The 13,712-nt window shown below is 60.6% G+C and carries 13 protein-coding genes; 6 read left to right on the forward strand and 7 right to left on the reverse strand.

Annotation, left to right across the window (positions count from 1 at the left end; genetic code table 11):
* Positions 1–8: 8 nt before the first annotated feature.
* The gene (locus CHY22_RS05570; protein WP_158551171.1) at positions 9–848 is read right to left on the reverse strand and encodes a transporter substrate-binding domain-containing protein; all 840 of its coding nucleotides are present in this window, start codon (positions 846–848) and stop codon (positions 9–11) included.
* Positions 849–1,326: 478 nt separating this feature from the next.
* Here CHY22_RS05570 and CHY22_RS10075 point away from each other — a divergent pair, with 478 nt between their 5' ends.
* The gene (locus CHY22_RS10075; protein WP_158549061.1) at positions 1,327–1,470 is read left to right on the forward strand and encodes a hypothetical protein; all 144 of its coding nucleotides are present in this window, start codon (positions 1,327–1,329) and stop codon (positions 1,468–1,470) included.
* A 63-nt stretch (positions 1,471–1,533) separates the two neighbouring features.
* Positions 1,534–2,238, forward strand: coding sequence for a class I SAM-dependent methyltransferase (locus CHY22_RS05575; protein ID WP_089572892.1), 705 nt, complete (start codon positions 1,534–1,536; stop codon positions 2,236–2,238).
* A 48-nt stretch (positions 2,239–2,286) separates the two neighbouring features.
* On the opposite strand, the gene CHY22_RS05580 is transcribed toward CHY22_RS05575, so the two are convergent.
* Positions 2,287–2,583 (reverse strand): hypothetical protein, encoded by a 297-nt coding sequence (locus tag CHY22_RS05580; protein WP_055310006.1) that lies wholly within the window; start codon positions 2,581–2,583, stop codon positions 2,287–2,289.
* A 77-nt stretch (positions 2,584–2,660) separates the two neighbouring features.
* Between CHY22_RS05580 and CHY22_RS05585 the strand changes: the two genes are divergently transcribed.
* The 4 genes from CHY22_RS05585 to CHY22_RS05600 all read left to right on the forward strand — a co-directional run bounded on the left by CHY22_RS05585 (position 2,661) and on the right by CHY22_RS05600 (position 9,177).
* Positions 2,661–3,149 (forward strand): N-acetyltransferase, encoded by a 489-nt coding sequence (locus tag CHY22_RS05585; protein ID WP_089572893.1) that lies wholly within the window; start codon positions 2,661–2,663, stop codon positions 3,147–3,149.
* Positions 3,150–3,455: 306 nt separating this feature from the next.
* Positions 3,456–5,459 carry a TetM/TetW/TetO/TetS family tetracycline resistance ribosomal protection protein gene (locus tag CHY22_RS05590; RefSeq protein ID WP_089572896.1) on the forward strand — a complete coding sequence of 668 codons (2,004 nt, stop codon included), beginning with the start codon at positions 3,456–3,458 and terminating at the stop codon, positions 5,457–5,459.
* Between the two features lie 93 nt (positions 5,460–5,552).
* Complete coding sequence (locus CHY22_RS05595) at positions 5,553–6,671, forward strand: ATP-binding protein (protein ID WP_089572898.1); 1,119 nt, start codon at positions 5,553–5,555, stop codon at positions 6,669–6,671.
* A gap of 10 nt (positions 6,672–6,681) precedes the next feature.
* Positions 6,682–9,177, forward strand: coding sequence for an excinuclease ABC subunit UvrA (locus CHY22_RS05600; protein WP_233502831.1), 2,496 nt, complete (start codon positions 6,682–6,684; stop codon positions 9,175–9,177).
* Between the two features lie 29 nt (positions 9,178–9,206).
* On the opposite strand, the gene CHY22_RS05605 is transcribed toward CHY22_RS05600, so the two are convergent.
* From CHY22_RS05605 to CHY22_RS05625, 5 genes are all read right to left on the reverse strand, one after another.
* Positions 9,207–9,806, reverse strand: coding sequence for a tRNA (cytidine(34)-2'-O)-methyltransferase (locus CHY22_RS05605; RefSeq protein ID WP_089572902.1), 600 nt, complete (start codon positions 9,804–9,806; stop codon positions 9,207–9,209).
* Between the two features lie 95 nt (positions 9,807–9,901).
* Positions 9,902–11,032, reverse strand: a complete 1,131-nt coding sequence (locus CHY22_RS05610; RefSeq protein WP_089572904.1) for a GTP-binding protein — start codon at positions 11,030–11,032, stop codon at positions 9,902–9,904.
* A gap of 86 nt (positions 11,033–11,118) precedes the next feature.
* On the reverse strand, positions 11,119–11,460 hold the full coding sequence (locus tag CHY22_RS05615) for an ArsC/Spx/MgsR family protein (protein ID WP_022093957.1): 342 nt from the start codon (positions 11,458–11,460) through the stop codon (positions 11,119–11,121).
* A gap of 11 nt (positions 11,461–11,471) precedes the next feature.
* The gene (locus CHY22_RS05620; protein ID WP_089572906.1) at positions 11,472–12,095 is read right to left on the reverse strand and encodes a flavodoxin family protein; all 624 of its coding nucleotides are present in this window, start codon (positions 12,093–12,095) and stop codon (positions 11,472–11,474) included.
* A 74-nt stretch (positions 12,096–12,169) separates the two neighbouring features.
* Positions 12,170–13,699, reverse strand: coding sequence for a diguanylate cyclase (locus CHY22_RS05625; RefSeq protein WP_089572908.1), 1,530 nt, complete (start codon positions 13,697–13,699; stop codon positions 12,170–12,172).
* Positions 13,700–13,712 lie beyond the last annotated feature (13 nt).

Below are 13,712 nucleotides of genomic sequence, written 5' to 3' on the forward strand. Positions count from 1 at the left end.
TGGCTCCCTTAGTTCCATTTATTGATGAACTTATCGACTGTTTTGTCTTTGAGCATTGAGCGCACTTTGGCGGCAATCTTGGGCGAAAGCTCAGAGTCCTTCTGCGTTGCGACGGCATAACGCTGTGGGTTGATGCCAAAATCGGGCAGGACGGTGCGCTCGCCATCGAGATAGGTTTTGGCAATCGCGCCGTCCGTCGCCATGGCGTCGACGTCGCCGGCTTCCAATGCTTGGGAAAGCTCAGCGTAGCTTGCGTATTGGCTTAGATGCCATGTGTCGTAGTCGATGCTGCCGCTCTCGGCATCCTGTTGCCGGGGTATGCCGTCCGAAAGTCCCAGTTCCAAAAACTTCGCGGCAAGTTGAGGTGCGGCGTTCGTTCCGGCTACCGTGCCAATTGTTCCGCCTTCAAGCTGGGAAAAGGATTGAATGAGCGATGTGTTTTCGACAACAAGAATTACCGAATCGGTGTAATAGGCGGGAGAGAAGTCAAACAGCTTTTTACGTTCGTCGCTTATCGAGTAGCAAGCGATCAGACAATCGACTTTTCCCGACGAGAGCATTTCTTCGCGCGTCTCGGGCGTTACGGTTATAAACGAACAGTCTCCATAACCGAGACGGTTTGCCAGCTCGTTGGCGAGGTCGATTTCGAATCCGTAGTACTTGCCGTTGTTGGGATTGCGTTCGCTAAACCCAACGATATCCGCGCGGACGCCTACACTCAGCTTGCCCTTGCCAGACATGCCGGAATTGCTGTTTGAGCAGGCTGGTAGCAACATGGCTGCAAGTGCGGCTCCAGTTGCCGAGATTGCCAGCCGGCAGGCATTCCGGCGTGTGACTAAATGGTCCATTTGCATTCCTCACGACGATTGTCCAGTTCTTTAATGATATGGATGGGTAACTGTGGAATAGTCGTGAAGCGGCAGGTAAACAAATGGTTGAGGTGGAGGGTAAAATCTGTCGGTATCGGACACTTTATTGCTAAATAGATGTCAGCATGCTGCGATGGACGATAGGTCCTGGACACCCTTCAGACCGATATCGACTTCATCATCGCCGAGTACCGCCACAGCTAAAACCTGCAAAAAGGGACAGGTTTATTTTGGCAGGTTTTATCTGGGCAAACGTAAAGGGCCGACCGCGCTGCTGCACGATCGGCCCTTTCTAGTTGCTTGATTGCGGGATGGGTAAGCACGGCCTGAAAGCGCTTTAGGCCTGCGCACCTCAACCTTTCAAAAAGGAAAGCCGGGCGTAAGCCAAATCGATGGCAGCTCATGCGCAGCGCTGCGATGATGGAGTCGTAACAAGGAGCTGGTCTAAGGAGGAGCCATGATGTACGGAACAGGGCAGGCGCGCGAGCCGCAATCATTGGGAAGGCGCATGAGCGATTCTGTGATCGCTGCCGTGTGCACGGGATTGATGGCGGTGCTTTGCATTGGGATGCTGTGGGCCATGTCGCATGTGGGACAATAGCGGACGGTTGGGTGCCAACTGAGGTGGCGCTTACGTATTCGTTTTGCTTGGTAAGGAGTGTCCATGGGCGTCGTCGATCCCTTTTCTGTTGCTCGGGCCGTGGGGCTTGAGCTGACCGGGAAGCCCGAGGGCCTCACGCTCACCGACGGCGCGATGGAGCTGCGTGCCGATTTTAGCCGCATGCTTCCACGGCTCAAGCAGGGTCGTTTGCAGCAAGAGCTGCTGGTGAAGGCTGCGCGCACAAAAGGCATCGAGCAGCCATGGGCGATTGACGCCACGGCAGGCTTTGGCGAGGATTCGCTGCTGCTGGCGGCCGCGGGCTTTACCGTCGATCTATATGAACTAGACTGCGTGATCGCGGCGCTCCTCAAGGATGCCTTGGATCGCGCGGCAGATGATCCGGTGCTTGCGGCTGCCGTGGCGCGCATGCGCTTACATGCGGGCGAGGACAGCATTGCCGGCCTTCGCCATACGGCTAAGCTGGTCGAGCGCGGTGAGCTCGCGGCTCCCGATGTGGTGTATCTGGACCCCATGTTTCCCGAGCGCACCAAGAGCGCGGCGGTTAAAAAGAAGTTTCAGCTCTTGCATCATTTGGAGCAGCCGTGCGCCGATGAGGAGACGCTGGTCGAAGCCGCGCTTGCGGTGCACCCGCGTAAGGTCGTTATCAAGCGGCCGGTGAAGGGGCCGCTGCTTGCCGGCGTTAAACCGAGCTATCAGCTTGCGGGCAAGGCCGTTCGCTACGATGTTTTGGTGCCGCCGCGCCCGTAGCTTGCGTGCGATGGCCGGCGCTTCGCCAGCGCCGTGCCGATGCGGGGTCTATTTCCAGGGGTGCGACGTCAGATGCCATCCGCCGCAGTATTCGCATTTGTAGCAGGCAAGGCCGCGCCGCCCGCGGTTTTCGCAGTCGGCCATAACTGCCTCGGCCTCGGCGCGCGTGTCGTAACGGTTTTTGCGTTCGCACGACTTGTAGCGCCAGGCTTCATCGCGCTCGGCGTCTAGTGCGTCGCGGCGCTCGTCTTCGCGCGCAAACAGATCGCTCATATCGCCGCCGGTGGCAGCGCCCAAAAACTCGCTCTTTGCCTTTGACCAGGCGGCTCGCTTTTTGCTCCCCATCTGCTTCGCGCCCCTCTTCAAACGCTGGTATCATTGCTCAATCAAAGTGATACCAATAAACGTGAGGTCGCCGCGTGATGATCAGAAAAACCCTCGATACCGACATTCCCGCCGTCATGGCTATCTATGACGCGGCCCGCGCCTTTATGCGCGCGCATGGCAACGCCACGCAGTGGCCCGAGGGCACGCCTTCGGCCGAGCAGCTGGCTGCCGATATCGCCGCTGGTGGCAGCTATGTGTGCGAAGTTGACGGTCACGTGGTAGCGACGTTTGCCTTTTTACCGGGTCCGGACGAGTGCTATGACGTAATTGAGGACGGTCGGTGGCGCAGCGACACTCCGTACGCCGTGCTGCACCGTGTGGCATCCGACGGCACCGTGCACGGTATCGCGGCTGCGATGTTCGCCTTTGCCAAAGAGCGTGCCGATCACCTGCGCATCGACACGCATCAGGACAATTTGCCCATGCAGCGTGCGAGCATCAAGGCGGGATTCGAGCGTGTCGGCATTATCCATGTGTCGGACGGCACGCCGCGTGTTGCGTTCGACTGGCTGCGCGAGGCATAAGCGCCCAGGCGCATACCAACACTCCATCTAAATGAAAATGGCCCCGGGTGGGGCCATTTTTTGGCAAAACGCGTTGTTGTGGGGCTCGCGTCGCTGCCGTTCCAGATGAACCCGGGCAGACAAAAAGGGGAGGTGCCGGCTTTCGCAAGGCGCGAACCTACGAAAATCGCCGCGCGGCAACGCGGGGCGATGAGCTCGGTCGGGGGATAGGGCCCGCTTCGCCCGCCGGCCCGTAAATTGTATCATCCAGTGTGGAACGAGGATGCCCGTTGCCGCGTGCGATGGGCTTGCAATAAGAGGAGAGCCATGTCGAAGCAAGCGGTCGTTGGAATCTTGGCGCATGTCGATGCCGGCAAGACCACGTTGGCCGAGGCCATGCTGCTCAACGCGGGCCGCATTCGCAAACGCGGCCGTGTGGACGATGGCGACTCGCACCTGGACACCAACGCGATTGAGCGCGAACGCGGCATCACGATCTTTTCGTCGCAGGCTGTGCTCGACCACGGTGAAACCCACATTATGCTCGTGGATGCCCCCGGTCACGTGGATTTTTCGGCTGAGGCGGAGCGCACGCTGCGCGCGCTCGACTACGCGATTTTAGTTGTGGGTGCTAACGATGGCGTGCAGGGGCACACCGAAACCCTGTGGCGCCTGCTTGCGCGCTATGACATCCCGACGTTCGTCTTTATCAACAAGATCGATTTGGAGCATCCCGGCCGCGATGTTTTGCTGGCACAGCTGGGACAGCGTCTTTCCGAGGGCTGCCTGGATGCCAGCGAGCTGCTGGCGGGCGGTGCCGCCCGGGAGGACGCTGCCGCGTTGGACGAGGCGGCGCTCGAGGAGTTTCTCGAGGCGGGCGAGCTTTCCGTCGCAACGCTGTCGCGCATGGTCGCTGAGCGCAAGCTCTTTCCCTGCTTTGCCGGCTCGGCGCTCAAGGACCAGGGCGTGGACAAGCTGCTGGATGGCATATGCGCGCTGATGCGTGAGCAGGCGTGGCTCCCGGAGTTTGCCGCGCGCGTCTATCGCGTGAGTCGTGGAGACCGTGGTGAGCGTCTTGCCTGGGTTAAGGTGACGGGCGGTGTGCTGCGCGCAAAGCAAGTTGTCGAGGGATGCTCTGGCGCCTCCACTTGGGAGCAAAAGATCGACCAGGTGCGCATCTATAACGGTGAGAAATACGAGCTTGCCCAGGAAGTTGCCGCTGGCGGCATCTGCGCCGTGACGGGCCTTGCGCACGTTCGCCCAGGGGACGCCCTGGGCGCGGAGTCCGCGGGCGATGCGCCCGTCATTGCGCCAGTCCTCACCTATACGGTGCTGTCGGGCGAACACGACGTCCATATGGTGTTCAAAGCATTGACTGAGTTGGCGGACGAAGATCCCATGCTCGGCGTAAGCTGGAATACGCATCTTGAGCAGATTCACCTGCAGTTGATGGGCGCCGTGCAGCTCGAGGTCGTGCAGCGCGTGCTGGCCGATCGTTTTGGCCTTGCGGTCGAGTTTGAGCCCGGCGGCATTCTCTATAAGGAAACTATTTCGCAGCCGGTCGAGGGTGTGGGCCATTTTGAGCCACTGCGCCACTATGCCGAGGTGCATTTGCGCTTGGAGCCGTTGCCGGCGGGTTCGGGCGTGCAGTTTGGCACCGTCACCTCGACCGATGAGCTCGATCTTAACTGGCAGCGTTTGGCGCTCACCAACGCTATGGAGCGCGACCACCTGGGCGTGTTGACCGGCTCGCCCATCACCGATGTGCGCATTACGCTCACGGGCGGCCGCGCGCATGCCAAACACACCGAGGGCGGCGATTTTCGCCAGGCCACGTACCGCGCAATTCGCCAGGGTTTGATGCAGGCGCGCGAGGCCGGCGCAGCCGTGCTGCTGGAGCCGTGGTACCACTTTGAGCTCGAGGTGCCGGGGGAGTGCGTGGGCCGGGCGCTCTCGGATGCCACGCGCATGGGTGCTGAGTACGAGCCGCCGACGATGGCGGGCGACCGGGCGAAGCTTGTGGGTCGCGTTCCGGCATCCGAGGTGCAAGATTATGCGCTGGAGGTGGCTGCCTACACGAGCGGTCGCGGTCATCTGTACCTGGAGTTCGCCGGTTATGCGGCTTGCCATGATGCCGAGCGCGTCATCGTGACGGCCGCCTATGAGCCCGAGGCCGATCTGCCCAACACGCCCGATTCGGTCTTTTGCTCTCACGGCGCCGGTTACACGGTCAAATGGTACGACGTACCCGCCGCGGCGCACGTAAAGATCGATCCCGCCACCTTCCGCCCCTGGCGAGCAGCAGACGCCGAGTTTTTCGGCCACATGTGACAAAGGGACAGTTCCTCTGTCACATGCTATTGGTATAACTCGGTATAAGTTGGTATAACTGTTACCAGGGTTTGCCAATCCGAGGAGGCCGATATGAATCCAAATCCCTTTAAGCCCACAGCTGGTAAGCGGCCTCCGATACTCATCGGTCGCGAGTCGGTCATCGAAGATTTTGAGGAAGGGCTCGACAACGGCGCCGGAGCGCCGGGCAGGCTCATGCTCATTACGGGAAACCGCGGCTGTGGCAAAACGGTTCTCCTGCGGGAGCTGCAACGTCTAGCCAGCGAGCGCGGATGGGCGGTTGTCTCCGATTCCGCTTCGCTTGGTTTGTGCGACCGCTTGGCCGACGCGCTTCGCTCGAATAAACCCGTTGTGACGTCAATGGAGTTTGGGCCGTCGTTTGGCCGGATGTCGGTCGAGGCGGCGCGGGCAAAAGGCGAGACATTGCGAGGGCTGGTCAACGAGCGTCTCAAGAAGCTCGGTCCGGGCAAGGGCGTCTTGTTTGCGATTGACGAGGCACAATCGGTGTCTATCGAGGAACTGGCGGCTCTTGCCGTCCTCTATCAGCAGGTGCTCGGAGACCAGGATGCCACGGGCTTGCCCGATAGCGACCAGCGCGGTCTTGCGCTGGCGTTCGCCGGCTTGCCCAGTATGGTTGACGATCTGCTCGAAGAGCCGAGCGTGACGTTTTTGCGGCGTGCCCAGCAGCGTACGTTGGGGGCAATATCTTTGCCCAAAGTGCGCGATTCGTATATCCAGACGGTCAAAGACGCTGGTCTTTACGTTGACGCGGAGACGGCGGACCTTGCGGCGCGCAAGAGCATGGGGCATCCCTATATGGTTCAGCTGGTGGGCTATTACATGTGGCGGTCTGCTGTCCGGCGTGGCTCGCAGGTCATCGAAAGGCGCGATGTCGAGAATGGCCATGCGGATGCCGTCTCCGAGTTCTACGAAGCGGTTGACGCACCTCTGTATTACGGTCTGCGCAGCCCTCAGCGCCTCTTTATCGAGGCTATGGCGGTTGACGAGGACAAGCCGACGCGCACGGCGGATATCATTGAGCGCTGCGACCGTACCCAGAGCTGGGCGAGTAAATATCGCGCAAGCCTGATTCGCGAGCGCGTCATCGAGGCCGCCGGATACGGCCTTGTGCGGTTTACCGTGCCCATGCTGGGCGAGTATATCCGCGACCGCGTTTTATGGCATGAGTAGGGTGATAAAGGTGACGGAACAGAAGATGAGCCCGCAGGCTATCGAGGTGCGCGGTGCACGTGTCCACAATCTCAAGGACATCGATATCGATATTCCGCTGGGGAGGCTCGTGGGCATTGCCGGCGTGTCGGGCTCGGGCAAGAGCTCGCTGGCGCTGGGAGTTCTTTATGCCGAGGGCTCGCGCCGTTACCTGGAGGCGCTCAGCACCTATACTCGACGTCGCCTGACGCAGGCCGAGCACGCCCAGGTGGACGAGGTATTGCACGTACCGGCGGCACTCGCGTTGCATCAGCGTCCCAGTGTGCCAGGCGTGCGCTCGACCTTTGGTACCATGACCGAGCTCAACAACAGTCTGCGTTTGCTCTTTAGCCGCTGTGCCCATCACGTGTGCCCACATTGCGGGGCGCGTGTGGAGCCGAGCCTTAACGTGGCTGCGGGCCTGTCGCTCACGTGCCCCGCATGCGGCCGCGAGTTCTACGCGCCGAGTGCCGAGGACCTTGCCTTTAACAGCGGCGGTGCGTGCCCTACCTGCGGCGGCACCGGTGTCATGCGCGAGGTGGACGAAGCGAGCCTGGTGCCCGACGAGTCAAAGACCATCAACGAAGGCGCGGTGCTTCCCTGGGGTACGCTCATGTGGGATCTGATGAAGCAGGTAGCCGGCGAGATGGGCGTGCGCACCGACGTGCCGTTTAACCAGCTCACGCCTCAAGAGCGCGACATCGTGTTCCACGGTCCGGCGGTTAAAAAGCACATTCTCTACGTTCCCAAAAACGGCGAGGGCGCCACGCCGCTCGATTTTACCTATTACAACGCTGTCTATACCGTCGAGAATGCGCTCGCCAAGGTTAAGGACGACAAGGGCCTCAAGCGCGTGGCGCGCTTTTTGCGCGAGGGGCCATGCCGTGACTGTGGCGGCACGCGTCTCTCCGAGGCCGCACGCCATCCCCAGGTGCGCGGTATCAATCTGGCGCAGGCCGCGGCTATGACGCTGGGTGAGGCGATTGAGTGGGTGCGCGGGGTGCCCGCATCCTTGCCGGCCGAGATGCAGCCCATGGCGACGGATATCTGCGATTCGTTTTTGAGCACGGCCCGTCGACTGGTCGATCTGGGCCTCGATTACCTTTCACTCGACCGCGCCGGTGCCACGCTCTCCACGGGCGAGCGTCAGCGCGTGCAGCTCGCCCGCGTGGTGCGTAACCGATCGACGGGCGTGCTCTATGTGCTGGACGAGCCCTCGATTGGCTTGCATCCTGCCAATGTCGGCGGCCTGGTAGGCGTGATGCGCGATTTGGTGGATGACGGCAACACCGTGGTCGTTGTCGACCACGACACGCGCGTACTGGCGGAAGCCGACTATCTGGTCGAGATGGGCCCCGTTGCCGGAGCAGGCGGCGGCAATGTGATCGCCGCGGGCGCGGTAGGCGAGGTCGAAGAATCGCAGGGCAGCCGCATCGCCCCATTTTTGCGCTCGGAGCCTGAGCGCTTGCGTCCGCAGGTGCCTGACGACGAAATGTTTGACCGGGGCCATATCCGCATGGCGACCGATGCCATCCATACCGTCAAACCGCTCGAAGTCGATATACCGCGCGGTCGCCTTGTCGCGGTGACGGGCGTTTCGGGTTCGGGTAAGACGACGTTGGTGCTCGAGACACTCATCCCGGCACTTAAGGCGCAGGCAGCCAGCGAGCGCCTGCCAAAACACGTGCGTTGGGTCGATGCCGAGGGCATTGCACGTGCCAACCTGATAGACGCCACGCCCATCGGTGCCAACGTGCGTTCGACGGTAGCGACTTATGCCGACATCCATGATGAACTGCGTCGCGCCTTCGCCCGCACGCCCGAGGCCAAGGCAGCCGGCTACAAGGCAGGCGCATTTAGCTACAACACTGGCGCTTTGCGCTGCCCTACGTGCGATGGCACGGGTTCGATATCGCTCGACGTGCAGTTTTTGCCCGACGTCGAGATCGTCTGCCCGGCATGTCGCGGCTCACGTTATGTAGACGCGGCTTCGCATATCCATCGCGAGGGCAAGGACGGGAGCCTGCTTACGTTGCCGCAGCTCATGGACATGAGTGTGGACGAAGCGCTCGACGCCACGGTGGGGCTCAAGAAGGTTCAGGCGCGCTTGCAGACCTTGCACGACCTGGGATTGGGTTATCTCACGCTCGGTGAGCCCACGCCGGCGCTTTCGGGCGGCGAGGCGCAGCGTCTTAAGCTTGCGAGCGAGATGGGCCGCGTGCAGGACGATGCCGTATTCGTATTTGACGAGCCCACAATCGGACTACATCCGCTCGATGTTCAGGTGTTGCTGAGTGTGTTTGACGGCCTTGTTGCCAAGGGCGCCACGGTTGTCGTGATCGAACACGACCTCGACCTTATCCGTAACGCCGATTATGTGATCGACATGGGCCCGGGCGGTGGCGATGCCGGCGGGCAAATCGTCTGCGTCGGCACACCGGGCGACATCGTGGCCTGCCCCGCAAGCATCACCGGCCGCTACCTATAACCGAATGTGACAAAGGGACAGTTCCTTTGTCACATTCCCGAAAAGCCTGTTTGGCGCAGGGCCTCGTAGAGGACGATAGCGGCGCTGTTGGAGAGGTTGAGAGCACTGATGCGGTAGTCGTCCGGGTCGACGAAGTTGCCGCAGATATCCTGTCGAAGGATGGCTTCGTGGCTGTCCTCGGTATGCCCGAGCGACTCCTCGTGGGCCTCCCAGGCGTCGGCGTTTTCGAGCGAGTCGCAATCGCGCAACATGGGGATGCGCTCACAGCGCTCGGGCGCCGCGGCAAGCAGTGGCTCGGGAATCCCCGAACTCTCGCTGCCAAAGACCAAAAAGTCACCGTCGCGGTAGGTACTTTGCGCATAGGTGCGGCGCGCCTTTTTGGTCAGCAGATGCAGGCGTTCGTCGGCGGGGGAGAGGCCGTTGCGCGCAAGGAAATCCTCCCAGCCGGCATAGGTCGTCACGTCCAAATTTTGCCAGTAGCCCAGGCCGGCGCGACGCACCGTCTTGTCGTCGAGCGAAAACCCCAGCGGCTCCACCAGATGCAGGCGGGCGCCGGTAACCACGCAGGTGCGGCCGATATTGCCCGTATTGGCCGGAATCTCGGGCGCATACAGCACAATGTTGAACATGAATCTCCTTGGCTCAGAACGAAAAACCACCACGAAGGGCACCTTCGTGGTGGTTTGGCGGTTACGTAGGCGGAAAAATGCCCGCTTGGATAAATCTAGGCGCGGTGCCAGTCGGTCAGGCAGGCATCGAGGGAGGCGATGAGCGCATCCTTGTCCATGTGACGGCCGATGATGCACAGGCTCGTCATGCGGTCGCCCGTCTCGTCGTCCCAAATCTGCATGATCTCGGGGTTCTCGTCGATGATCTTCTGCTTCTCGCCCTCGGGCGCGGAGTCAACGAACAGACCGTTCTCCATCAGGCGCATTTGGTGGCCGGCCTGCTCGAACATGTAGCACATGTCCGGATCGCCGGTCTGCCACAGCGGACCCTTGACGCGGATGACCTCGTCGGGCCACTCCTGCTCAACAAAATCGGTGAACTTCTGCAGGTCAAACGGCTTGCGGCGCGAGTACACAAAGGTCTCGATGTCGTACTCGAGCACCTCGGGGTCGTCGTGCTCCTCGGGATGCTCCATGGCCTCGATCCAGGCGGCGGAGTTGTAGGCGCGCATAAAGTCGAAGCGGTCGGTGTCGAGCAGCTGCTCCATGGGGACCTCGCCGTTTTGGGCCTCGACAATCACGGCGTCCTTCTGCAGGCTGCGCACGATAGCCTTGAGCTCGGCGATCTGCTCAGGGCTCACGGTATCGGTCTTGTTGAGGATCAGCGTGGAGCAGAACTCGATTTGCTGGATGAGCAGGCTCTCGATGTCGTCCTCGTCGATATCCTCGGCCAACAGGTCGCGGCCGCCGTTGAACTCGTCGTACATGCGGGCGCAATCGACCACAGCCACGATGTTGTCGAGTGCAAGCTTGGGCTGGCCGCCCACCTTGGCCTCGTCGCAGAAGCTCGAGATGGTGTAGGCGATGGGGATAGGCTCGCAGATACCCGAGGCCTCGATGATGATGTAGTCGAACTTGCCCGAATCGGCGATGCCCTGCAGCTGGTTGGCAAGGTCGTCCGAAAGCGTGCAGCAGATGCAGCCGTTGGTGAGCGGGATGAGGTCGTCGGTCTCGGAAAGGCCGCCGTCGGCGATGAGGCTGGCGTCGACGTTGATCTCGCCGATATCGTTGACGATCACGGCGGCGCGGATGCCGCCGTCGTTAGCGAGGATGTGGTTGAGCAGTGTGGTCTTGCCGGCACCGAGGTATCCGGTAAGCATGATGATCTTCACGGGTTTGTTGGGCATGTGCCCTCCTTTGTTAGACATGGCTTACAGTTGAATCTTATGCCAAACGCCTGCTCTTATACCCACGCGCCGGCAAATAACACAGGCTACTCCCAGGCTCCCCATACATCGGGGCAATAACCGACGGTGGCCTTTTTGCCGTTGCGCACGATGGGCTCGGCTAGAACCTGCTGGTTCTCGAGCAACTTGTCGAAGCGCTGGCTAGGGGTGAGGTGCTGGATGAGCGCGAGCGTCTCCTCGTCCTTGGCCTTGGGGTTGAGCAGCTTGTCGATGCCGCCGACCGCCTGCATCACGCTCGTGAGCTCTCCTTTGCTCATCTCCTTTTCCTTAAGGTCGATAAACTGCACCTTGATGCGGCGCTCCTTAAAATAGCGCTGGGCCTTCTTGGTATCGAAGGACTTCTTGGTGCCAAAAATCTGGATATTCATGTTCCGCCGTTCTAACGAATGAAGTTGGTGCGCTCGCGATCGGCTTCGGGGGCTTCGATGCCGGCAGCCTGCCCTGCCTCGATACAATGCAGGAGCCAAGCCATGTTCTTGCCGATGTTGCGCATGGTGGCCAGGCCCTCGGCGTCCTGGGCGGCCTCGCCCGGCATGGCACCAAAGACGTTGTTCCAGTATGTGGAGGCCACCACGGGCATCTGGTTGATAGTGAAGTATTTGTTGAGTACATCGAAGGTGGTCGACGTGCCGCCGCGACGGGCGACGGCGACCGCGGCACCCGGCTTGTGCACAAAGGCCTTGCTGCCAGCATAGAATGCGCGGTCGAGAGCCGAGAGGATGCGTCCGCTGGGATGCGCATAGTAGACGGGGGAGCCAAAGACAAAGCCATCTGCCTGCTCGGCGGCAGCGATGAGCTCGTTCACCACGTCGTCGTCAAAGGTGCAGCGACCGCCAAGCTTGCCGCACTGACCGCAGCCGATGCAGTCGCGGATGGGCTTGGCGCCCAGTTGGAATACCTCGCTGTCGATGCCCTCGGCTTTAAGTTGCTCGGCGACTTCGGCGAGCGCGCGAGCGGTGTTGCCGTTTGCCTTGGGGCTGCCATTGACCAAAAGAACCTTCATCACAAACTCCCTCTGCTGTTGGTGACTTCTGCAGAGGATTATCGCACGATGGGGGAGGCGGTGCGGGCGTGGTGCTAATCCAGTTTGGTACCTGGCACCTGCACGGCTTTCCCGAGCAACACTTTGAGCTCGTTCAAAATGGAAACGGGCTGTCGGTCGACGGTATCCAGATGAAGCGTGGCCACGCGAAGGGGCGGCTGATATTCAAACGAGCCAAAGAGCACGGGAGAGCCCAGGAACCGCTCGATTTCCTTTGCGATCGCGTCGGTCTCTTCGGGATCGAATTCGTCGAAAAGCGCCACGAACATCGGTCCGGTCGAGCGGAACAGACGACCCTTACCGCGCGAACAATCCATGAGGCAGGCGGCGCTCTCCGCCAAAACGCGGTCGCCTGCATCAAAGCCAAAGCGGGCATTGACCTGAGCGATATCGTCGATTTTAATGGCGACCAAGCCCGCCTTGCGCGCGACGCGACGCATTTCGCCAATGGCGTTGACCAGGGCGTGGATGTCGCCCAGGCCGGTCACGGAATCGGTCGTATCTGCCAAGCTGCGGTTGATAATCATGCCCACGTACATGTTGGGCTCGGTATCGGTGCCGTCCAAGCGGTAGCCCGTGCAGTCGCAAAGCACGTATGCTTCGGTGGCATCCATCACGCGATACTGCATGTAGTGGAAGTGCCACGTACCGTTTATCACCATGTCGAGCTCGGCGCGTACGTTGTCGCGGTCCTCGGGGTGAACGCGGGCAAGCCACAAGTCGAGTGAGTTGTAGGGATGCTGGGAGGGCAGGTCAAAATCGCGTACGGCATTAACCGACCATTGTGATTCGCCCGTATCGAGATTGAGGATAAACGGATAGCGCGTCTCGGAGCTCATAGAGATCGCTTGGAATACGCGGTCGTTGCACGGAAGCTGCTCGGCAATTGGGTGTGGCGGCGCGTCATTGTCTTTCGGTTGCTGCACACGATGCATAAGCTTATAGCGATACATCTTGCGATCGGCATCCATCGTCATCTGGCGACGCGTGTCGCCGGCAAGTGGATTGACGCGCGAGCAGCCAAAGCTAAAGCTAGCGATCATGGGCGCCTTGCCACCTGAGCTCGCCTCGATCAGCCCGGCACGTACCTGCTCCAAGCGCTGCTCGAGTTCAGTCTCGTTTGCAGAGAGCGAGATAAGCACAAACTCGTCTCCACCGATACGGAACAGCATCTCATCGTGCTCCATGGTTTCGGAGAGCGTGCGACAGATGCTCAGAATATAGCGATTGCCTTCGGCGTGGCCAAACCTATCATTGCAATGCTTGAGATGGTCGATGTCAATATAGGCGCAGGTGAAGGGGTCGCCTTTGCGCCAGAGCTGCTCGACGTGACGGTCGAGTCCGCCACGGTTGTCCAAGTTGGTGAGCGGATCGATATAGGCGTTGCACTCAAGCAGCTGGCGCTCTTGTTGCAGGATGGCATGCGTCTTTTGCAGTTGCTCACCAACGGCGCGTAGCTCAGCAGGCAGCACGGAAACATCGAGTTCGGCGGTCGAGACACCATTCGCAAGTCGCTGAAGATAGGCAATAATCGATTGCTCGCCCAAGCGATATGACTCGTTCATGATGAATAACCTC

Origin of the sequence: Collinsella sp. TF06-26 (assembly GCF_002232035.1) — a bacterium.
GTDB lineage: Bacteria > Actinomycetota > Coriobacteriia > Coriobacteriales > Coriobacteriaceae > Collinsella.